24 protein-coding genes and 2 pseudogenes are annotated in these 22095 nt (G+C 34.9%); 6 read left to right on the top strand and 20 right to left on the bottom strand.

Translation table 11 applies throughout. The features are described 5' to 3' along the window. Nucleotides 1-348: 348 nt before the first annotated feature. The 9 genes from J7E81_RS22490 to J7E81_RS22455 form a co-directional block, all read right to left on the bottom strand. Nucleotides 349-1086: an esterase family protein gene (locus J7E81_RS22490; RefSeq protein WP_215045690.1), complete on the bottom strand. Its 738-nt coding sequence runs from the start codon at nt 1084-1086 to the stop codon at nt 349-351. Continuing rightward, the gene (locus J7E81_RS22485) at nt 1077-2273 is read right to left on the bottom strand and encodes an ATP-grasp domain-containing protein (protein ID WP_215045689.1); all 1197 of its coding nucleotides are present in this window, start codon (nt 2271-2273) and stop codon (nt 1077-1079) included. Before J7E81_RS22485 ends, J7E81_RS22490 begins: the two co-directional genes overlap by 10 nt. Nucleotides 2274-2431: 158 nt before the next feature. Beyond that, nucleotides 2432-3262, bottom strand: a complete 831-nt coding sequence (locus J7E81_RS22480; RefSeq protein WP_215045688.1) for an alpha/beta hydrolase — start codon at nt 3260-3262, stop codon at nt 2432-2434. A gap of 31 nt (nt 3263-3293) precedes the next feature. Then, nucleotides 3294-3509 (bottom strand): DUF7878 domain-containing protein, encoded by a 216-nt coding sequence (locus J7E81_RS31515; protein ID WP_483861576.1) that lies wholly within the window; start codon nt 3507-3509, stop codon nt 3294-3296. 623 nt (nt 3510-4132) lie between these two features. Continuing rightward, nucleotides 4133-4693, bottom strand: a complete 561-nt coding sequence (locus J7E81_RS22475) for a hypothetical protein (RefSeq protein ID WP_215045687.1) — start codon at nt 4691-4693, stop codon at nt 4133-4135. A 120-nt stretch (nt 4694-4813) separates the two neighbouring features. Then, a complete protein-coding gene (locus tag J7E81_RS22470) occupies nt 4814-5275 on the bottom strand; it encodes a DUF5063 domain-containing protein (protein ID WP_215045686.1) in 462 nt (153 codons plus the stop codon). Nucleotides 5276-5399: 124 nt separating this feature from the next. Further along, complete coding sequence (locus J7E81_RS22465; protein ID WP_215045685.1) at nt 5400-5810, bottom strand: hypothetical protein; 411 nt, start codon at nt 5808-5810, stop codon at nt 5400-5402. Between the two features lie 178 nt (nt 5811-5988). Continuing rightward, on the bottom strand, nt 5989-6342 hold the full coding sequence (locus tag J7E81_RS22460) for an Imm32 family immunity protein (RefSeq protein WP_215045684.1): 354 nt from the start codon (nt 6340-6342) through the stop codon (nt 5989-5991). Nucleotides 6343-6603: 261 nt separating this feature from the next. Beyond that, nucleotides 6604-7011: a hypothetical protein gene (locus tag J7E81_RS22455; protein WP_251028821.1), complete on the bottom strand. Its 408-nt coding sequence runs from the start codon at nt 7009-7011 to the stop codon at nt 6604-6606. A 422-nt stretch (nt 7012-7433) separates the two neighbouring features. On the opposite strand from J7E81_RS22455, the gene desA reads away from it, so the two are divergent. Continuing rightward, nucleotides 7434-8486, top strand: coding sequence for a Delta(5) desaturase DesA (gene desA / locus J7E81_RS22450; protein WP_215045683.1), 1053 nt, complete (start codon nt 7434-7436; stop codon nt 8484-8486). 255 nt (nt 8487-8741) lie between these two features. On the opposite strand, the gene J7E81_RS30670 is transcribed toward desA, so the two are convergent. From J7E81_RS30670 to J7E81_RS22415, 9 genes are all read right to left on the bottom strand, one after another. Further along, nucleotides 8742-8867, bottom strand: a complete 126-nt coding sequence (locus J7E81_RS30670; RefSeq protein WP_308162263.1) for a hypothetical protein — start codon at nt 8865-8867, stop codon at nt 8742-8744. 146 nt (nt 8868-9013) lie between these two features. Further along, complete coding sequence (locus J7E81_RS22445) at nt 9014-10063, bottom strand: hemolysin family protein (protein WP_251028820.1); 1050 nt, start codon at nt 10061-10063, stop codon at nt 9014-9016. Nucleotides 10064-10845: 782 nt separating this feature from the next. Then, nucleotides 10846-11058 (bottom strand): hypothetical protein, encoded by a 213-nt coding sequence (locus tag J7E81_RS22440; protein WP_215045682.1) that lies wholly within the window; start codon nt 11056-11058, stop codon nt 10846-10848. A 150-nt stretch (nt 11059-11208) separates the two neighbouring features. Continuing rightward, nucleotides 11209-11343 (bottom strand): hypothetical protein, encoded by a 135-nt coding sequence (locus J7E81_RS30975; protein ID WP_285292043.1) that lies wholly within the window; start codon nt 11341-11343, stop codon nt 11209-11211. 229 nt (nt 11344-11572) lie between these two features. Next, nucleotides 11573-11824: a hypothetical protein gene (locus J7E81_RS22435; protein WP_215045681.1), complete on the bottom strand. Its 252-nt coding sequence runs from the start codon at nt 11822-11824 to the stop codon at nt 11573-11575. Then, the gene (locus tag J7E81_RS22430; protein WP_215045680.1) at nt 11824-12390 is read right to left on the bottom strand and encodes a recombinase family protein; all 567 of its coding nucleotides are present in this window, start codon (nt 12388-12390) and stop codon (nt 11824-11826) included. Before J7E81_RS22430 ends, J7E81_RS22435 begins: the two co-directional genes overlap by 1 nt. 157 nt (nt 12391-12547) lie before the next feature. Then, the gene (locus J7E81_RS22425; protein WP_215045679.1) at nt 12548-13288 is read right to left on the bottom strand and encodes an AAA family ATPase; all 741 of its coding nucleotides are present in this window, start codon (nt 13286-13288) and stop codon (nt 12548-12550) included. 112 nt (nt 13289-13400) lie between these two features. Then, the gene (locus J7E81_RS22420; RefSeq protein WP_251028818.1) at nt 13401-14657 is read right to left on the bottom strand and encodes a Mu transposase C-terminal domain-containing protein; all 1257 of its coding nucleotides are present in this window, start codon (nt 14655-14657) and stop codon (nt 13401-13403) included. A 106-nt stretch (nt 14658-14763) separates the two neighbouring features. Beyond that, nucleotides 14764-15318 carry a recombinase family protein gene (locus tag J7E81_RS22415; protein ID WP_215045677.1) on the bottom strand — a complete coding sequence of 185 codons (555 nt, stop codon included), beginning with the start codon at nt 15316-15318 and terminating at the stop codon, nt 14764-14766. 573 nt (nt 15319-15891) lie between these two features. Between J7E81_RS22415 and J7E81_RS22410 the strand changes: the two genes are divergently transcribed. The 4 genes from J7E81_RS22410 to lepB all read left to right on the top strand — a co-directional run bounded on the left by J7E81_RS22410 (nt 15892) and on the right by lepB (nt 18057). After that, nucleotides 15892-16383 carry a YxiJ family protein gene (locus J7E81_RS22410; RefSeq protein ID WP_251028822.1) on the top strand — a complete coding sequence of 164 codons (492 nt, stop codon included), beginning with the start codon at nt 15892-15894 and terminating at the stop codon, nt 16381-16383. Nucleotides 16384-16543: 160 nt separating this feature from the next. After that, entirely contained in the window at nt 16544-16819 is a 276-nt protein-coding gene (locus J7E81_RS22405) for a DUF3986 family protein (RefSeq protein ID WP_215045675.1), read from the top strand. A 103-nt stretch (nt 16820-16922) separates the two neighbouring features. Continuing rightward, nucleotides 16923-17270, top strand: a complete 348-nt coding sequence (locus tag J7E81_RS22400) for a hypothetical protein (RefSeq protein ID WP_251028817.1) — start codon at nt 16923-16925, stop codon at nt 17268-17270. Nucleotides 17271-17508: 238 nt separating this feature from the next. Next, the gene (gene lepB / locus J7E81_RS22395; protein ID WP_215045674.1) at nt 17509-18057 is read left to right on the top strand and encodes a signal peptidase I; all 549 of its coding nucleotides are present in this window, start codon (nt 17509-17511) and stop codon (nt 18055-18057) included. Nucleotides 18058-18330: 273 nt separating this feature from the next. Here lepB and J7E81_RS22390 read toward each other — a convergent pair. After that, a pseudogene (locus J7E81_RS22390) lies at nt 18331-18726 on the bottom strand (transposase); the annotation flags it as partial. 603 nt (nt 18727-19329) lie between these two features. Between J7E81_RS22390 and J7E81_RS22385 the strand changes: the two are divergent. Further along, a pseudogene (locus J7E81_RS22385) lies at nt 19330-20103 on the top strand (exosporium glycoprotein BclB-related protein); the annotation flags it as partial. A 224-nt stretch (nt 20104-20327) separates the two neighbouring features. On the opposite strand, the gene J7E81_RS22380 reads toward J7E81_RS22385, so the two are convergent. After that, on the bottom strand, nt 20328-21419 hold the full coding sequence (locus J7E81_RS22380) for a glycosyltransferase family 2 protein (protein ID WP_215045673.1): 1092 nt from the start codon (nt 21417-21419) through the stop codon (nt 20328-20330). Nucleotides 21420-22095: the final 676 nt, after the last annotated feature.

Raw genomic sequence — 22095 nt, 5'->3', positions numbered from 1 at the left:
TCATTACAGGAATGCTGCCCCGTTAGAGAGCTTAATAAGAACTTCAATAGAAAAGTGCCTTTATCCTTCTTGGATCAAAGCACTTAATTGTTGAATATTCAATAACCTGCCTCCTGAAGTTTTATATGTTTTGTGAGAATATTGTCCATAATATATTATATGGGTTTCTTTTAACGACGACAGTCTATTGTTATTTTATTACCTTTTTATCACCACATTTAAGTGTTTATTACCACTTTATTGCTACTTTTAATACAACATCAATTATTTATTACCTAAAAATCAAAAAAACCCCCTGTCAAAAAACACCAGCGACTCAACCGTACTGATGTTTTTTTTGACATTTTATTAAAGTAATTTTCCTAAATAATACGGCATTTGGCGTCGCCACCAAATCCAATCATGCAAAACATCTTCGCCCCACTCATCAAACCATGCTGGAATTTGTTTTTCTTCAAAGGCTTCTTTTAATGTATAGTATGAAGGCAGCCCATCCTGTTCCCAATCACCCAGCCCGGTACAAATAATGATATCTGCTGAACGATATCGATCAATAAACCAGCCGTCATTTTGATTCCATATGTAATCACTCGGTGAATTTTCGTATACAAGCGGATCATTTCCGTAATCCCCAAAAAAGAAACGCACATCGTAAACACCGCTTAGTGCAACGGTTGTTTGGAAGACATCCGGATGTCTCAAGAAAAAGTTCAACGCATGATATGCCCCCATACTACACCCCGTTGTCATCATTGGATCAAACCAACCTGTTTTATGTTTAATAAATGGAATCGCTTCTGAAATCACATAACGGTCATATGCCTCATGAGCTAATGCACGGTCATGCGCCGGTTTTGAGTCGTGCAGCCAACTTTCGCTATCTATACTAGCCAATGTAAAAAATTGAACTTTTCCGGATTCAATAAAGTCATGACACACATCAATCATTCCAAAATCATAGTATTCAGAATGCGTCCCTCCAGATGAAGGAAAAACTACGATTGGCATGCCACTGTGTCCATATCTGTTTAACAGCATTTCACGTCCTAATTCGCCACTCCAATGGTTTAACTGTTCTATATGCATAGAAAAATCTCCTTTCCCAAATTTTTTCGTTCATGTACAAAACGGATAATGTCATCCACTTCTTCATGCGAATCTGCATTAATCGCATAAAATTGATTTCCTTGGAGTTCCGCAAACGCATCTGGCATGCGCTGTTCAAACTTCACACGGTCGCCAAATTGTTCATAAATAGCATTCGTATCATGTTTATACTCATACGCATCACGCTGTGTTACACCGACACAAAACTTGTTTTTGGCATCGGACTTCTTAAATTCTCCTCCTGCCACAAGAGAAGCATACTGAGCAAATAAATCAATGGAGTACGCGAAATTGTACATATCAATCGTGTAGCCGCCAGCCAAGCGGTTATTGTATTCAAGTGCAACATAATCCCCATTTTCTAATTTAAAAAACTCAATATGGAAAAAGCGTTCTTTCATGCCAAAAGCGTTCACAATCGCCTTTCCATAAGTTTCGAGCTTTGGATCAATTTCTTTTTGAATCACATAAGCTAAATCCAACTGACCATTAACGAGTTCCAGAGTCGGCACATTATATGTAAAGCTTGTTTGGAAAACAATGTTACCTTTCTGATCCACTAAACCATCAAATGTACAAAGCACGCCTCCTTCGACATATGGTTCTAAGAAGTACACTTGTGCTTCTCCCCATTCTTCTTCAAAATGACGTACAGCCTCTTCTGAACTTAATTTAAAGGTTGCAGCTGATCCAACTCCATTATCCGGTTTAGCGATAACTGGCAGTCCTAATTCATCAATGGCTTTAGATAACTCCTTTTTAGTTTTAACGATTCTTCCTTCTACAACAGGCACATCCGCTTTTTTAAACAGCTTCTTCATTTCAGATTTATACTTAACTTTTTTCAAGTCATTCGTTTTATTGCCGTATACGTTAAATTGCTCACGCAGCTGCGCATCAAGTTCTAACCAGTATTCGTTATTGGATTCAATGCGGCCAATTGGACCATGTTTATAAAATAAAAATGCAACAGCACGTTTCACTTCATCTACATCTTCTAAATTATTCACACGATAATATTCTGTTAAAGAGTTTTGTAATTCGGAACCTAATTGGTCATATGGCTCTTCGCCAATTCCTAAAACATTGACACCTGCGTCTTTTAAACGATGAGCAAATGACTGAAAATTACCTGGATAATATGGTGATATCAAAATATAATTCATAAAAAAAGCTCCTTTCTCAGAATCAAAAAATTCATTATTTTCACGACTAAGGTACAATTATATCAATTTATAATCAATCTAAACTTCCTAAAATATTCAAAAAAAGTGATAGATTCCTCCCATGATCAAATTCAGTCAAATATAATTATTCAGTTCATTCAAGACCACTTCTCACTTAAGAAACGTAAACATTCTGGCAAGTGTTTTGCCCAAGATTTTTCATTATGTTCTTCATCCGCAAAAATATTTAAACGAATGCTATCAATTGGAACAGAGCCTTTTATCAGTTGTTTATAATACTTAAGCGAGCAATCGATATATGCCTGCTTCATATTACCATACATCAATTGTCGATCGGCATCATCGCCTTCCTGAGTCCCAACTTGAATGTACACGCGTTGTTCAGGATCCAACTCTTTTCTAGCAATATAACTGTCAAAGGCATTACTTGTAATCCAATTGGCTAAAGAAAAAATGCCTAAACCACCAATTTGATCTTTATATTCAATACCCATAAAAGCCGAAATATTTCCTCCAAGTGAACTGCCAATCATCGCTGTATGATATTTATCCGATTTAGTTCGGTAATGCTTATCGATAAACGGCTTCACGACTGTCATGACAAACTCAGCAAACTCCGCGCCTCTTCCGCCTAGTTCAATATCTTCAGGAAGTGGGCTTTCAGTAATTTTCCAAGGCGTATATTCATTAATTCGATCTTGTTCAGCGTTATCTATCCCAACAACAATGATCTTCGGAAAATCGGGGTTTTGTTTAATTGCCGGAATAACTTTCCATGAATACCCGCTATAAGCTTCACTACTGTAGAAAACATTTTGTCCATCATGCATATAGACAACTGGATAATTTTTAGCCTCATCTTTATCATAATTTTTCGGCAATAAAACACGTACGCGACGTTTTTCATTTTTATAAGACATATGTAATTGATGTGTTTCTAGTTTTAAATAAAAATAGGATTGATTCATTTTACCTTCCTCACTCCTTTGAGATTACTTACTAAAGGTACTTATCCAGAGTAACAAAGTAATCAATTGAGTGAAGTTCCTTATTCAATTCGTGAAGATAATGTGTTACAGCTTCTACTAATACAGTTGTGGAAATGTATTTGTCTGTTTCAAACTCTTGCCAAATTGAATAAATTCTCCAATTATCTTCACCCTCATATAGAAAGTTGATTATAGCCTCGTCATGGTCAATGGTATCAAAGTCCATATCTCTCTAACATCACTACGAATCTTTTGTAACCATTTGCCCAGTTTCCATCCTAGTTCTACTAGGTTGATAAATGGTTCTTCGAAAAATAATTATTCATCTATATAAATATTTAAATTACCTGTTATATAACCATTCATATAAGATCCATAATATTCTGGTCCAGTTGGTACATCTGTGTCCAAAACAAACGAAAATCTTATATCCATAGAATCACTCCTCAGAGAAATATTCTACATTAAAATCACGATTCCTTCTTCCACTAACCTGCCCTTTTAGTTGAATAACCACCGATAAAGTTAAGGTGTAAAACCCAATTTATGTTAATATAAATTTATAAAACTCTCTGGGGGATGTTTATATGTCACCAATATTTTTTGTCTTAATATTAATTTTGGTTGGTATTGTCCTTATTAAATTCTATAACAAGTTACCACACCCAGTAATTACTTTTATTATTGTTTTTGTAATGATGTGCATTATCTACGGAATACCATATATTTTTATGTTGATTTAAAGTGTAAGTTTGGCTAAATTAGCGGTGTATTAAATTTCTATCTTATTCAACCTGCCTCGTTAGTACAACTAAAAAGCTTTACCCTTTATTTGAGTAAAGCACTCAGTTACTTGAATAAGGAACGGAAATATTGAATGATTTCATAGCCGATATAATCCTCTTTATTTGGATACAGTTTCCGATAGTAGCAATCCCAATAACTCACGACACGACTTTCAGTGGTTTTATAAAATTTTGGATTATCAACAATGAAATCTTTTAATATCCCTTTATTCACTTTATCTAAATTGGATTTAATCACCTGTAAAATTTCGATTACATATTCACCCGTTAAACGAATTAAATTAGGAATAATCCAAATATAATGATTGCTGAGGTGAATGATCTTTCTTAAATTTTCTTCTCTAACAAAACCATTGTGATGCCTTGTAAATAAACAAGCCAAAATTACTTGTTGCTGTTCCGATAAGGAATTTAATTGTGATGAGGAAGGTTCATTATAGTAAATCCGTTCAGGAATAATAAGCAAATTTCCACAAATGTTAACCTCGAAACAGCACGAAAAATCCAACGTGTTTGTTTGTTTAATCTGACGTAAAACCACCATTACGTCATCTTCTAAATTTGTTGGAAATGCATTTAATAATTCATATTTCCTATCTGACAAAATCTCACCCCTTTAGGCAACCTGTTTCTTTAATTCGATTAACAATCGCCCGTTACTTGAATAAGAAAATGGCTCTACTTCTAATTAAAGTTAAGCACCCTTTAGCCGAAGAAGAAACCTCTAGTATAAATCGTCAATTTCATCAAAATTAACTGAATGTAATGCCCGCATTGCATCCACAGCATGATTTCCCCAATGTGATTCAAAACTAAACTTCCATCCCCAGATCGCCTCATTATGATGATTTTTTTGGTATGAGATTATCCCTTCCTTAACATCCTTATAAATATCTAAAGTGTCATCACTTAAACTACCACATACAGGTTCATCTATTTTGTAGGGGTTAAATACTTCCCAGTAATATTCGTACTTGTCGAAATTAATTTGGGGAAGAGGTACATTAACTTTCAGTGATTTGCCTGGGTCAATATCGGGAAGATGCAGAGCTTTTGAATATAAATCTAAAAGCGAAAGGAGGAGAGTTTTAAATTTGTTTTCATCTTGATTTGAATCAAAATTTTCAATTACGCTACAATATTGTACAGCTGAATGAAAAAAGTGGTCTACCGCTTTACCTTTCATTTTACCTCACTCCTTTCGGCTAAACTGCCTTTAATTCACTATGAAAAAAGGCTGTTGCTAACAGTCTTACCATACTAAACTCAAGCACCACGTTTAGCACAAAAAAGAAATATAAAATTTCAAATTACAGGAATTTGAGCTGATGGAATAAGTGAGTTTTTCTATCCCACTCGATTAAATATTGCTCCACGCCTAAAACTGCTGTTTCTGGTTTCGAGGTTTGGTTATGAATCCATTCCTTAATCAATGGTAACACTTCATTATGAAATTCATTAATCGCACTTTGGTTATAGAGGTCCTGGGATATAGGGTAAAAACCAATGCTAATTTTCTTATCTCTGTTACAGGAAGCTGAAGCAACAACAACACCGTTTAGTTGTGGAGGACGTGGGCAACGACTATCAAATTCAAATTTTCTATTTAGTCCAAAAGAAACATACATATCTTCTTCGATGGAAAAATAAAACTTAATTTGCCGTTTATTTGTGGCGTAAGTCTCTACCTTATTCAGATTCCGAAAAAAGCCAATCTTCAATTTCCCACCCCCGAATAATGGTCACAACAGTTAATATTCCACTTCATTTTATTTAATCCCTGCTTAACAGTCTTATTGAAGTAATCTGCTAGTTAGTTCAACAGAAAAAAATGACCGTCGCAGCCATCCCATTCTTTAACTCTTGCACCCGTTACTTTAAGTACAATTTTTCACAATCTTACTTTTTATCCTCTTCAATATATTCAGTATAAGGTTCATAATCCCCGCAACATATTATAAGCTCACTACTATCTGGGTGAAGCATTATACCCATAGATTGATATGCATCACCTTTATAAATAGGGTCTATATGAGAATGTTTACCATTATGATAATTATGAGCTAAACGGATTAGTTCCGTGCCTAAACCTAGTAAAGCATTCTTGCTAAGAGTAAATTGAACTCTCGATTGCTTTGTAACATCGTCTCCATTTATATCTAAGACTGTAACCTGAGCAATATTATCTCCTGTTAACTCAAAGCCTTCTTCTACGTCAAAATTATTGTTCAATTTTATCGTATAGTTTTCCATAATAACCCTCACAACCCGCTCTAATATGTATTATTTTACCACACGTTCTTAAGCTAAAATGACACGTTAGCTCAAAATAGAAAAAGCTGCCACAACGACAGCTATGAACTTCAATTCTTGCATCCTTCACAATGTCCAATTATGTTTTGATAAGGGAAGGAAGCTGTAATAGCCCCCAACACTCCATTCAGCTACAGGCTTTAGGATTTGATTTACACAATAATTAGCACCAAAAAGAGCGTTGAGATTTCTCAACGCCTATTAAATAAGGTCAAACTCTGCTCCATCAGGATACAAAACAATATATTCTTCATCATCAGGATTTAGATAAGCAATTTTCACAACCTGTAGTAAATTGTTATTTTTAAGTTCCTCTATTATTGTTCGTGTCGCCATTCCAACATCTACAACATTGTTGAAAATATTAGCTGTACCGCTGCCAATATCCCCGCCATCACACGAACCATTACCTGTCCAACCTAGACATTCATTCATTAGGTCTTCTACAGAGTGTCTAAGTTCCAGTGCTGTTTGCATTTCATCTTCTTTATAACTATATTGAACCACTAACTCAATTAATTCGTCCTCTTCTAGATACTCAAAGCCTTCATTAACTTTTTCTTCCGCTAGTTCATCCATTACTTTTTCTGCTCTCTGAAACCTCGGCAATTTCAATTCCTCTGTTTCTCCAGGATCCCCGACAGTTCCGTTATGGATGATTAGGACACGCAGATTAATTCAAGTCGGAGCCATTTTCGAGAAGTATTTGAGATTACGGACGTAGATCAAGCTGAGAAAATAGCTTTTGCATTGAAGAAACATGTTGAAAATAATAAAGAAAAGATACTGGCCATTGATTTAAAAAAATACAAATCATCGGGCCTAAAAGGTTGCCATTAAGGCAACCAAAACCTTGTTTGTAAGGGAATATAGTTAACATAATCATCCTTATTGGCAATGGGAGCAGAGACAAGCACTTCCACATTTCTACCTATATGACACTTGTCATACTTATGACCTGACGTTTATGCCTACTCCTAATAAAAATATGCCTTTATAATTAGGGTAATAATTCGTTTTAGGAGGATAAGATGAGCAGAGAAAAGACGCTTGAATTACGCAAAAATGTGAAACCATTTGAAAATTCCGAGTTGAGAAAGAGTATTTTCCAACTTATTAATACGATTCCACCATTTTTTATCCTTTGGTTCTTAGCTTACTTGAGTTTAGATGTTTCTGTTTGGTTGACAGTTGGTTTGTCCGTTATCGCAGCAGGCTTTGTCGTTCGTATTTTTATTATTTTTCATGATTGTACACATGGTTCTTTCTTTAAAAACAAGAAAGCGAATAATATTACTGGTACTATCACTGGGATTATTTCATTATTTGCATATGAGAAGTGGAAACGCGAACATAATATTCATCATGCTACAAGCGGAAATCTAGATAAGCGCGGCGTTGGTGATATATGGATGATGACTGTGGAAGAATATGTGGAATCTTCCCCAATGAAACGACTTTCCTACAGACTTTATCGAAATCCGATTGTTTTGTTCGGTTTAGGACCAGCATTATTATTTTTAGTAAGCAATCGATTTAATAGAAAAGATGCTCGACCAAATGAGCGTAATAACACGTATCTGATTAATATTTCGGTAATTGTTATTTATTCTCTCATGATTTGGTTAATAGGTTGGCAAGCATTTGCGATTATTCAAGGTACGATTCTTTTCATAGCCGGTTCCCTAGGCATTTGGTTGTTTTATGTGCAGCATCAGTTTGAAGACTCTTATTTTGAAGTTGAAGCAGAATGGGATTATGTCAAAGCTGCAGTCGATGGAAGTTCTTATTATAAGTTGCCAAAGGTTTTACAGTGGGTAACTGGAAATATCGGCTTTCACCATGTGCATCATTTAAGCCCAAGAATTCCTAACTATAACTTGGAAAAAGCACATGAATCGACTCCACCTTTACAACAAGCAACAACGATTAATCTTCACACAAGCTTACAGTCTATTCGCTTCCGTCTATTCGACGAAGAAAATAAAAGCTTTGTAAGCTTTAAAGAAATTAAACATTTACTGAAAAACACAAAAGATAAAGTGAAATTAAATGCAAAAAACGTAGCTCTTGAAGGAAAATAATACTCTACTAAAAACCATTCCTGTCTAAACTGGAATGGTTTTTTTCTTTATCTAATTGTTTACTTTCCATCATTAACCATTATTGAAAACTAATTTAACAATAACCAATAATTATGAGAATTTCAGTAGTAAACTGTATATAAGAAAGATGACCATTAGACCATCTAATACGTAGTATCATTTTGTAGAATCCTGCACTACATGTTGTGAAATATAGGCTGAGTAGTTACCATATTTTCTATATTTTAACAATATTTAATTATTCTCTTCTTCCTCTATTTCTATCCTTGAAATTAATACTTTATCTACCCGGACACGATCCATGTCAACAACTTCTAATTGTAATTCTCCCACTTGAACTGTATCCCTAACTTTCTGTATATCCCCAATTTTATTGGTAATAAATCCTCCTAATGTGTAGAAGTTTTTACTACGATTAAGGATTATGTTATCTTCTAAGTCGAAAAATCATATAAATGTTTCAATTGAAACAAGACCATCTGCTAACCAAGAATTCTCATTTCTCTCTATAATTTGTGGATCTTCTTCATTATCTTTCTCTGGCATTCACCAACAATATTTTCCATAATGTCATGAAGGGTTACAAATCCTTCAATTCCGCCATACTCATCAATGATAATGGCTTCATGCTGTCCAAATTTCTTAAACATTTCTAATGCCCGAAACACCTTCATTGGTTCGGGTAGTACGAGTGTATCTTCGATGTAATCAGTTAAAGCAATTTTCTCTCCTGCAACAATTTTTGATAAAAGATTTTTTGTACGAATAATCCCTTTAAAGTTATCTAACCCCCCTTTTCCAACAGGAAATTTGGAGTAAGGACTTTCCTTCATTATTTTCATATTTTCTTCAAATGAATTCTCTATATCAATCCAAACAAGCTGGGTACGAGGTGCCAAAATATCCCTAAGACGTTTGTCTCCTAAATAAAAAATTTGTTCAACCATATCCTGTTCGATTTCTTCAACAACCCCACTGTAAACACCTTGTGCATTTAATTGGGAAATTTCTTCTTCAGTTACATCCGGTTCTTTTGTTGGCTTTATTCTCAACATTTTTAATGCAAATTCAGTAGATATACTTAAAAACGAAATGATTGGACGTCCAATTTTTGAAAAATTAAACATCGGTTTTGCTACTGCACAAGCAACTTTTTCTGGATTTCCCATACCTATCCGTTTTGGTACTAACTCACCTATAATTAATGATAAATAAGTAGAAAGTCCAACAACTACGATAAAACTTAGCTCATAACTGAAAGTAGCAAGAACTTCAACCTGTTCAACATAAACAGCTAGCTGACTAGCTATTGTTGCGCCTCCAAATGCACCTGTAAATACCCCCATTAATGTGATTCCAATTTGGATTGTTGATAATAATTGATTCGGATCCTCGGCTAATTTTAATGCATATTTAGCACTGGAGTTTCCTTCATCTCGCAATTTCTCAAGTCTGCCCTTTTTAGATGTAACAATAGCAATTTCCGGCATAGCAAAAATACCATTTGCCACAATTAGTATTAACACAATTACAACTGAAGTCCATATACTGTCCAAAAAAATCTTCACCGTTCCTTTATTAAATAGATACATTAAGTATTTTTACTTAAGTATAAATTATATCATACTAATCTATTCCTTCTCCTAACATAGATATCCAATTTTCTTTAAAGTGTTTTTCAATTAAATGGCCCTTTAGTTGAACAAGGTCCCAAAGGATCACATGAATACTCTATACAAATCTAGTTAACATAAAGTTAACTATTGGAAGCGAGCAAAAGAGCCAATCCCTTGAAACGTAAGGGATTGGCTTGTGTTCGTTTTTTATCGTTTATGCAGGTTTTTATACATGGTTGATTTATCAACGTTTTAGACTTCTTCAGAAGACGCATGGCTGCATAAAAAAGGGGGTGTTTATGCATTCCTTCTTCAAGCATGCCCATCAAGTATTGTGTATGATCATACACAATACTTGATTCAAAAGTTACATTTTCAGTTTGAGCAGATCCCGGACTCGGAACCTGCTTACATCCTTTTAGTAGTAGGTTGCGAAAAGGATGTAAGTAGGTTCCGAGCAATGTCTCTTTAACCTCCTACTTCATATTCTTTAACTGTTGCTGATCCCGAATTAGCTGCACATCTTTTATTTGATTCATATGACCTTACGACCTTTCCTTCGATTCTGAATAGGTTTCGAACCCTTTTAAACCAAGAATTTGAATATGTAATTTTTCACCGTAATTTGAATGAGAGTGGAAGATGGAAAGGTCAATTAAATTAAGAAAAAATTTTTTTGGTATTTTTTAATCCAAAACCACTTTTATTATTTTATGACCCTATTATTCCGATACATACTTAATTATTCCATGTAAATAAACTGAGTATTGCCGCTGTACAATTTCTCTTAATTTGATTTTTCCCTCTCTCTCTAATTCTCCGACGAATTCTTCAATCTTTTTTTCATCTTCTTTTGTAGCCGTAGGGATCTCTATTGAAAAGAAATTACCTCGACTGGCACTTTTTAATTTTTTTAATAATCCATCTTTATTCATTCGGTCATCCCCTTTATCGATTATTTTCTCAAATCTAAACGATTATATCTACCACCAAAGGGATCTCTTTAACTCACGATAAGGGGGCTTATCACATATCCCGCATTTTGCTGCTGGAACCCCAATTATAGCTACCTGTAAAATGCATTTTTACTCTATGCCACTATTTAAAAAATTAATAACGGTTGCCCATAATTCCTCGGATACATCTAATTGATAATCAGCAATTCCTGTTCTATACGCTTTAAGCCCGTCAAATAGTCCGTCCAAAACGTTTTGTTGCATGGTTAAACTCGTTAATCCGTTCAATGACAAACTCGTCGTTTTCTTTGTAAATTTTCAATTTCTTACTCATGAACTTTCCCTCCTATTTTTTCTATTCCATTGCAATTTCCAATGTTCTCTCAACACTTCTGGAAAACACTTTTAGAATACCAATTACCATACTCGCCACCTGGAAGCTGCAGCATTCCCGTTTGGTGAAACCACTTTGCACAGTCAGCACACATTTGTTTTACTTCCGATTCTCCCAATGCTCTTCAATCTCCAAATCCTCTTCAATCATTCTTTTTAACTGTGATTCATCCACATATTTAGGACCTTTAATTAAAACATTTAAAGCTTCTCGATAGGTATAGGCTGTTTTAAAGGATGGGCAATCAGAAAGCTTTTCGTATTGATTGCTTTTCCATTCCTTTTTTAATTCCTCATATTCAATATCAAACCAAACCCTTAAACTGTTTATTGCGTGATCGTCTACTGCCATTATTTTACTCCCTTTGCTTTTGCGTATATAGTTGAACGTGGCACGCCCGTTTGTTTAGAAATGTCATTTACACTTAATCCATTTTTCTCCCGTTCTGCAAACAGTTTTAATGCCCTTTTGATTTCCTTTGTGTCCTGTCCTTTTCTTCCTAAGTGTTTCCCTTGTGCTTTCGCCCGTTCTCGCCCTTCTTTGGTCCGTTCATTGATGAGATCGCGCTCGAATTCAGCAATAGCCCCCAGCATAGTAAACATGAGCTTTCCAGCCGGAGTTGAAAAGTCGATTTGTTCCTTGATGAATACAACACCGATGTTTTTCTCTTGTAATTCATGAACAATATTATGTAAGTCTCTTGTTGATCTGGCCAAACGGTCAATCTTATAAACGACTAATTTGTCTCCTGCTCTTAAATACGCCATGGCTTTGTTCAGTTCGGGCCTACCAGTATTCTTACCACTTTTCTTTTCGTGAAAAATCTTAGTGCATCCATACTTTTCTAATTGTTCAACTTGTAAGGAATAATCCTGGTCTAAGGTACTTACCCTTGCGTATCCAATAAGTTCACTCAACTTTGATCATTCCCGTCTAAAAGATATATAACTTCCTGTACATTTATTATAGACTAACTTTTAGATGGAAAACAAGAAAGAAAAAAAGATGTTACTTTTCATTTGTTTTGTCGTATGTTTTTTCAATAAAAATGGCAAGTAACAGATGTAAATTCTGTTACTTGCCGATTACAAGAATACTCTTTGCTGTATCAATAACCTCTTTATTGATACTGGATAGATGATTAATTTTCATGATTCGTTCAATTTGAGCAAGCATTCGATCTAGTATTCGGAAGTTCCCACGTGTAACACGAATTAACTCTCGCATTGCCTCATAGTTTTCAAAATGATCCATCCCCTTATAATTACTAATCTCTCTCAATCTGTTTTCTAAAATAAATTGTAATTCATCTTCCCCTAGCGTCTTGTACTCATGAGAAAAACCAATTCGGGAATATAGTTGCGAATATCGAGACAACTTTCGCTGCATTCCCGGCATGCCGATCATCACCATCCCAATTTCCGTATCATCGAATAGTTCTCGTAACACCTCAATCCCCGGCAATTTTAAGCGATCAACTTCGTCGACAATGACAAGATCAACCATCTCTTTCAGTCTCGTTTTTAATTGAAAAGACTCATCTCCTGATTGAATCATGATTTTTTCTTCTAAATATTTTAGCCGAAGTCCAATATTATAGATGTCCTTTTTTATTCGGCTTGTCCCAAAGGTGGGAGCGTTGTAATAGATCGTGCGAAGTTGACTTTTATTAATTTTAGTTTCAATTTTTATTTCATCACGGATCGAATCCAATGGTGGTTCGACATCGTACCAAGAAGCTATTGTTTTGGCGGACATTGTTTTCCCTACACCCGGAACACCGTGACAAATACCAATATAAGATATTTCCTGCAAGCTTCACAAAATTCAACAAAACGGCGATGTTCTTTAGTTTCGATGAAATTATTCATTTTCATACCTCTTTAATGTACGCATTGGTTGCTTTTCATTCTTTGGAATTTGAGATTTAGCAGGTTGTTTCAATTCTTTCAACAATTGTTGATCTTTTTTGTCGTTGTGTATTTCGGGCAATCATGATTTGCTCCTCTAGTTCCGAGTTTTCCATCTCATCAAAACAAATGGCTGTACATAAAGCTCTCTCTTGAAAGAAAATACGGATGGTAGTAAGATCATCGGGATGATAACGAATGGTAACAGATTCTCCCATATAAGGTTGTAATACAGGAGAAAAATAGCGTTTACCTTTAAAATGAATGCCATCTTGTCTGACAATGCGAGGCTTTGCAAGTAATAAAAGTAAAAAATCAAGATCTTCATAGTTAGCAGGCAAACGTGGAATAATGTCTGCTTTATACCATACTTTCAATGGTGACTGTTTAAGGGAGCTGTGAACTCGTTCGTGATAAGTATTAAGGAGAAAAGAATGAAAAAGACTTTTCAATTCGTTTAAGGAAAGGTGTTTAGTTTTTTTAGAAGTTGTTTTATGGCCTGGCATGTGTTGAAAAAACAGCTGGTCCATTGTCTGGAAAAGCCGTTCTACTTTTCCACGACCTCTCGGAAACCCTACTTCGGAGAAGTGGAGTTGGCATTTGATTGCCACTGCGACTTGTTCAAGATGTTTTGATGTAAAATCAGATCCATGATCTACATATAAACGATCGGGAATTCCATAAATTGGCCAATTCAATTCAGTTTTTCGGTTAATGGCTTGATGAAATGCAAGGGAGGTATGAAGACTGTTTGGAGGAAATTCACTTAATAGATAGCCTGCAACCATCCTTGTATAATCATCAACTACAAGAGTTAACCAAGGACGAATCAAATTGTCTGAAGAATTTTTCACCCATATATCTAGTTGGGTATGATCAGCTTGCCAGATTTCATTAGGGTAATCCGTTGAAATACTCAATAAAAAATCATATTTTTCTCTGTATTTTTTTGTCCCGTGTGAAGAAAGATATTTTAGGCGTTCAGGAATTTTACTAACTATACGATAAACGGTGGAATAACTGGGAATAGTTTGGCTTTGTTTCTCTGCAATCGCTTGGAGTTCTCGGTAAATAAAGCTTATGCTTGCATGGGGATGATGTAGTAACAACTGTTCCACCTGTTTAATAATTTCTTCAGAAGTTGCTTGTTTTCGTATTACGGGCTTTCGAGCAAGTCCAACGAGTCCATCTTTTTTGTACCGAGCATACCATCGTTGTAACGTACGGAAAGAAACCTTGCTTTCCTCTGAAATTAGAACGAAGTGGTACACCATCCTCGATATAAGGCTTTAGAATCTTATAACGTAACCACGCTTGCTGCCTCTCTTTTTCGTTTAAACTTCCTAGACCGTGTGCCATTACGATTCTCCTTTCTGATTGTTAATGTCCTTCTAAATAGCGATAAATAGTTGTTCGGGACACTCCCCATCTTTCTGCAACATCCTTAATTGGTGAGCCACTTTCAATAAGAGATTTCATCATTTCAATATCTTTCGGTCCATATTTCTCTGGTCGCCCTCCAAGACGTCCACGAGCTTTGGCTGCTTCTCTTCCTGCAGCAGAGCGTTCCTGTATAAGATTTCTTTCGAACTCTGCAAATGCTGCAAAGAGGTGGAACATCAATTGCCCAGTTGCGTTACTTCGATCCATTGTCAGGTTTTCTTGAAGACTGTGAAAGCCAATTCCTCGCTCGTTTAAGGTGTTTACAATTTGAATCAAGTCTTGCATGTTCCGGCCTAGGCGATCTAATCGCCAGACCACGATAACATCTCCTTGCCGGGCATAACGAAGTGCTTCTTCTAATCCAGGGCGTTGTTTTTTTGTTCCACTCATTTTATCGTGAAAAATTTTAGTGCAGCCATGTTGAGTTAAGGCATCTGTTTGCAAATCTAAATTTTGTAAACCAGTGGAAACACGTGCATATCCAATTAACACCAATTATCACTCTTTCTAACTTTTAATCTGATTTTATTGTATCATAAGATAGAAATTAATAGGTTAATGAACATTGAATAATGAACAGGGTTTTGTTACATGAAATATAATAAAAACTCAGCTATTTTGAACTAGAATGATCGTGTTCAGAAAAGGACGAGTTTTGGAACATCTACAGTGCAATTTAAATTCAGCTATCGGACCAGATTGTTGAGCAACACATTTAAAGTAAATTGGTAAGGGTGAAGAGATTGTGAATATTTTCACTTAAACTAAATAGGCAGTTTAGTGGAAGAAGAACTAACGGCTTTGTATCTGGTTATAATGATTTTAGAATGCTGTTTTCATGGAGGAAACTATGATAAATAATTTTGAGACTAGGTATTTTTTTATTAAAAGTCCCAACGATGAAATATTTATTAGATGGAGTACAGTTAAGGGAAATCTGAATGAAGACATCTTAGATAATGTGACAATGCCTTATTAAGCAAATTGGTAGCATACTTTAACAACGGTATAAAAATTAAAAAATGCTTTATTTGATTTGGGTATTGAGAGGAGACTAGAATAGTGATGAAACACTGGAACCAGGTAAGACAAATATGGGAAGCAAGAAATGTCACAATTAAATCGGCAGAATCTTATATAGTTTTTTCCTATGAGTATGTATTAAGGTTTGTAAAAGCTGAAAACCAATTAAACATTGTTAATCAATTATTGGAATGGTCCCAGTTGTTGTTTGATAATAAGTCTTTTCAAGATATTGAAAGAATTGAACAAAGGTTTGAAAATGAACTAATTAAAGCTGACGAGGAAATGGACATCGAAATGAATTGGGATGACTACCTACAAAGAACATATTACATAACAGGTAAGGTGCTCGCTGGTAGAACAATTAATAAAGAAGAAATTGAATGGTTAAAACATTCCTTTTTTGAAGATTTTCCGTACTATTTGTTTTTATTAAACTATACCAAAGACTATGAGAGTTTTTTTCAGATTAATAAATTAGTGCAAAAAATAAAAATGACGAATTTATACTACTTATACATTGAGAAAAGCTAATTTTTAAATTCATTTTGCGATTAGTTTTTCGCTTACAGTTTGTAAGTTGCATTGGCAGCTTTTATTTTTTCTTATTCCACTTACGGAGCAGTTTATTTCAAAAAGGATTGATGATTATATCCGAATTGTTTAATTCAAATGATAAAAATAGAGGTGCTTAGTGGATATTTTATATGATGAAAAATATCATCTTCATTTAGGGTATTACGAGGGTAATTGTGATTATGAGTCGATAGCATTTAAAAGACAATCTGAGGATATATGGGATATATTCTTTGATTTTGAAGGGTATGGGATTCAAAATATTACCACAGAAAACGAATTAACATTAGAACCATTCGGAACACGGATTTTTTCCATTTACAATAAAGAAATTGATTATGATATTGGAACACAGCAGTTTAAACGATGGTTATCAATTAATAAAATCATTTAAATTGTTTGTTAATGAAGATGACCGCCGTTACGTTTTGTTGTTGTGCTAACGTGGCAGGATAGTTGAACAAGAATAATTACATAATATTAGCGGAGGTGTTGTGATGATTACCGTTAAAAATGCTGAAAGTTACCTTAAAGATAAGATTGGTGAAGATGTCAATGATATAAAAAAAGTTTGGGATATATTTAAGGGTTTTTGTAAAGAACCAGTTGATGGAGAAGATGATAAGGAAATTCTATTTCAATGTGGTGTATATGATTTTACTGGAGAGGAACTATTTCATTTTGATTTTGTACGTCAGTTTACTGTTTATGATGAAGATGATTATTCTAATATGGAACAACTTCACTGTGAATTTTTATTTAAACCAACAGATGAATTAAGAAATTTAGAGGTATCGGAATGGTCTATGGATTATGATGATATAGATGATTTTTTAAATCATTAGAAACCCTTCAGGAGTTTAAAATACCTTTGGAACTAAAGCCAATAAAATCAGAAATATATCAGGAAGAAGTCTAAACCTTATTTCACTAAAGGGTGCTTGAATGGAACAAAGGGTTGCTGCGGCAACCGTTTTTTTATTGTGCTAACGGTCAGGATAGCTTAAGAAAAATAATATATACCCAAACAAATATGGTAAAATGAGGATATGAATTCAGATGAATATTTAGGGAGGTCGAGAAATGGTAAAGAAGAAAAATGAAATGTATGAATGGATTAAAGCCTTAATAGGTGCACTTGCAATAGCAGTCATTATTCGCTCTTTTTTCTTTACACCGATTGTTGTTGACGGTGCTTCAATGAACCCTACTCTTCGAGACCTGGACCGTATGATTGTAACAAAAATCGGAGAACCGAAAAGATTTGATATTGTTGTGTTTCACGCCCCAGAAGGTAAGGATTACATAAAACGCGTAATCGGACTCCCAGGTGACAGAATTGAATATAAAAATGATGTTTTATATATAAATGGGAAAGCTTACAATGAACCTTACTTGGAAAAATACAAAAAATCATTAAAAGATGGAGGAACATTAACAGACTCCTTCACTTTAAAGGAAACCGCAGTAGGTAGTGATACTGTCCCTAAAGATAGTTTGTTTGTAATGGGAGATAATAGAAGGCAAAGCAAAGACAGCCGTGCTATTGGAGCGATACCATTGAAAAAGGTAATAGGGACAACAAATGTTGTTTATTATCCAATAAAAGATATTAAAATCGTAAATGACTAATTTCTGGTTTCACAAAATAGTTAGACTGTTTTCTTCTTTAACCATCGGGTGCGTTTAATCCTAGAAGGATTACCACCCTTTTTTTGTTGAATACCTTCTTAAACAAACTGAGCAGCATGTCTGAATAAATATAATATGTGAAGTATTACACTTAAACTATCCTGAAAATAAAAACGATTATGTGGGATTTTGGGCAATACAAAACTAGACCCATTAAAATCCGTTAAAAAAAAGGGATCTGGGCTCTTAATTAACAATATATGCTGTCCTTTATTAGGCTATAGCTTCAACCGTTACTTTACAACCCAGTACCTCTAGTCGTTTAATAGATTGTTTGATCACTATTTCTTTTTTTCGTCGATCAAAGTAATCTGCACCTAACTCAACATAAAGTTGCCTTTTGTTTAACAAATGATAAACAATCGTTAAAATGGTATGTCCAACCGCAACTGCCGCACGTTTTTTTCCAATTCTTGCTGCCAAGCGCTGATATTGAGAAGAGAGATAAGTGTTTTTGGTTTTTGCCGCCGAATGTGCTGCTTCAACAAGTGCCGCTCGCAACTTTTTATTACCTTTTCTGGTTTTACCGGACTTTTTTTTTCCAGCACTTTCGTTATTACCTGGAACCATCCCAGCCCATGAACATAGATGGGCGGCTGTAGGAAATTGCTTCGCAATTTCTTTTCCGATTGATTATGGTTAAGTAACATCGCGATAAACTCCAATACATAAATGATTTATCTCTATTTTAACAAAAAAATGCATAAAGGCGTTTTTTCCAATTAATGTATTCGTTTTGCAGTGCCCTCGCATAGGAGGATTTTTTTTTATCTTTGAATATGTAGTAGCTTAGGAATTATCATCAGAATAGATAATGTACATGGTATCCGAGTATTTGAAGGTACTGAATTAAAAAATATCTCGTACGAAATTGCTCTTGGGCGATCTTTAGTTGTACCGGCCAACTCTTATTTTCCCATTAATATGATACCGAGTGTTATTAAAAAAAGTGAAAATATTGAAATCAAATTTAAAAAATTAAGGGAACTTGTCCATTCCAAATAAATTTCCCATCATATAATACCGTATCTCTTATTAAAGGAGGTGAAAAAATTGGGTAATGATAAAAAATGTAAAGATTGCGGGCACAAAACATGTCAATGCGATCGAAAAAAATGTAATGATTGCGGGCATAAAACATGTCAATGCGAATCTAAAGCAAAGCAAAAAGTCGTGGTCAAGGTAAACGCACCTGCTGGAGCAGCTGGAGCAACGGGACCTTCAGGAGCAACAGGAGCAACAGGACCTTCAGGAGCCACAGGAGCAACAGGACCTTCAGGAGCAACAGGAGCAACGGGACCTTCAGGAGCAACAGGAGCAACAGGACCTTCAGGAGCCACAGGAGCAACAGGAGCTACAGGAGCAACAGGACCTGCTGGAGCTACAGGAGCAACAGGACCTGCTGGAGCCACAGGAGCAACAGGACCTTCAGGAGCAACAGGAGCAACGGGGGCTACAGGAGCGACTGGAACTCCTGGAGCTGGTGCTATAATTGCATATGCGTCAGGTACTCCTGTTGCACTTTCGAGTGTTTTAGGAGGATTACTTGATACTGGGGCTCTTATTGGGTTCGGAAGTTCTTTTGATGGTGTTACTATTGGTGGAGGAACAATTACTCTGAGCCCTGGTATCGGAGGCGTTCTTGACTTCGCATTCGTGGTTCCTCGTGCCGGAACTGTATCATCAATATCTGCATTCTTTAGTACGACAGTGGCAGCAATTATAGGTACACCTGTTACCGTAAGAGCAGAATTATATACGGCACCTGCAGCTAGCAATACCTTTTCTCCATCAGGCGCCTTTGTACTTTTATCACCAGCTTTAGGACCTATAATTAACCTTTTAGACGTTTCTACTGGTACTGCTGCAACGGCACTCCCGGTTGCTAGAGGGGATAAATTATTAATGGTTTTCTCTATAGATACTGCAGTTTCTGTTCTCACATCTCTTGTAGGTTTTGCAAGCGCAGGTATTGTAATCGATTAATTTAATTTTGTTAAAAATCTTCAAATTCAAAACTCAGTTACTGTTTAACAAAAAGGATAAAAAAACGGGAAGGATTATTTAAGTAAACCTTCTCGTTTTTATGTGTATTCAGTTTGAGTTTGAGAAATTATTAGTAAAAATCTCACCTCCCAAAATGATTAATACAGATCAGCATATTTTCATACAAAGGAGAATAGAAACGTTTTTATAAAAAATCCTAATTATTACACGTCATAATTTTTAAAATAATTTTTAAAAAACTTTTCATTTGTCTTCACACTTGAGTCATTCGGTCGATATACTTTGGCCCTATTATTATGTTCTTCAGCTAGTTTTTGCTCTCCTGTTTCCCAATAACATACACATAACTGAAGATGTGGATACCATGTTGAATATGCCTCTTGCCTAAACCCAGGGTTATTAACTGCCTCTTTTTCAAGAGCTAGGCGGTACCATACAATGGCTTTGTTGAATTCTTTGTTTTCTTTATATAAGTCCCCTAATCGACATGAAGCTTCAGGTCGTGGTACATCATAAATAAATGACATCACAAGTGATTCTTTTTCTTTTATTAAATTACCAAGGTTTCTATAACACTCCGCCATGTTTATACAGGCACGGATTTCATCTTCAATCCATCCTTTTTTTGTATCTAAGAAATTGTGATAATACTTTATAGCTTTCTGAAAATCGGCATGGTCTTTTAATTCATTTGCATAATAATATAAATCCCTCGGTGAAAAGTCTTCTCCATTTTTTAGACGATTTTCATAAATAAGAATGTTTCGGTCACTTTGAACAGTTTTAGTTTTATCCGATTTTCGATGAATAATAGCTATATCAGCTGTATAAATATTACCGCTAACTTCTAAATATTCATGTACTGGACCAATCCATTTGAATTTTTTCTCTCTTCTTACTAAACGGTTTCTCCTATAACTAAAGGTTGGTTGGCCGTATTCATCGAAAGCGATATTGTAAATCATAGAAACCGCATCAATTGAAGCATTTAGATTTTTCTTTAGTATTTTAAATTTTTGATGATCTTCTTTTAGTAAAATATCATCTGCATCTAACCATAAAATATAGTCCTTTGTAGCATGACTAAAAGCAAAGTTTCTTGCAGCAGAAAAATTATCAATCCATTCAAAATCAAAAATCTTTTCTGTGAAATTCTTTGCTATATCCTTAGTCTTATCCATTGAACCTGTATCAACAATAATTATTTCATCACAAATTTCCTTTACACTACTTAAACATTGATGCAAAACCTCTTCTTCATTTTTCACGATCATACAAAGAGTAATTGTACACATAGCCATCACCACTCAAAATATCATTTATTTCTAATATATGGTATCTCGAAGTATTTCGTAACAATAATTATTGTCAACCAGATTTGAATCCGTTTTTCTCCTCATCTAAACAATCTTTAGATCCGAACAACTGGGGAGCCATATGACTAATGAACTTTTAGAATTAATAACGTATTAATTATTAAATCTCCTGGATAGGGAGATTTTTTTTATCTTTGAATATGTAATAGCTTACGAATCTTCATCAGAATAGATGGATAATGTACATGGTACCCGAGTTTTTGAAGGTGACTGAATTAAAAACATATATCTTACGAAATTGCTCTTGGGTGATCTTTAGTTTAATTGTACCGGCCCACCCTTATTTTCCCATTAATATGATACTGAGTGTTATAAACAAGTGAAAATATTGAAATCAAATTTAAAAAATTTAGGGAACTTGTCCATTCCGAATAAATTTCCCATCATATAATACCGTAACTCTGATTAAAGGAGGTGGAAAAATTGAGTAATGATAAAAAATGTAAAGATTGCGGGCACAAAACATGTCAATGCGATCGAAAAAAATGTAATGATTGTGAGCACAAAACATGTCAATGCAAATCTAAAGTAGAGCAAAAAGTCGTGGTCAAGGTAAACGCACCTGCTGGAGCAGCTGGAGCAACGGGACCTTCAG

The organism is Bacillus sp. ISL-18 (assembly GCF_018613415.1).
GTDB lineage: Bacteria > Bacillota > Bacilli > Bacillales > Cytobacillaceae > Neobacillus.
This window is presented reverse-complemented; position numbering and strand designations above follow the sequence as displayed.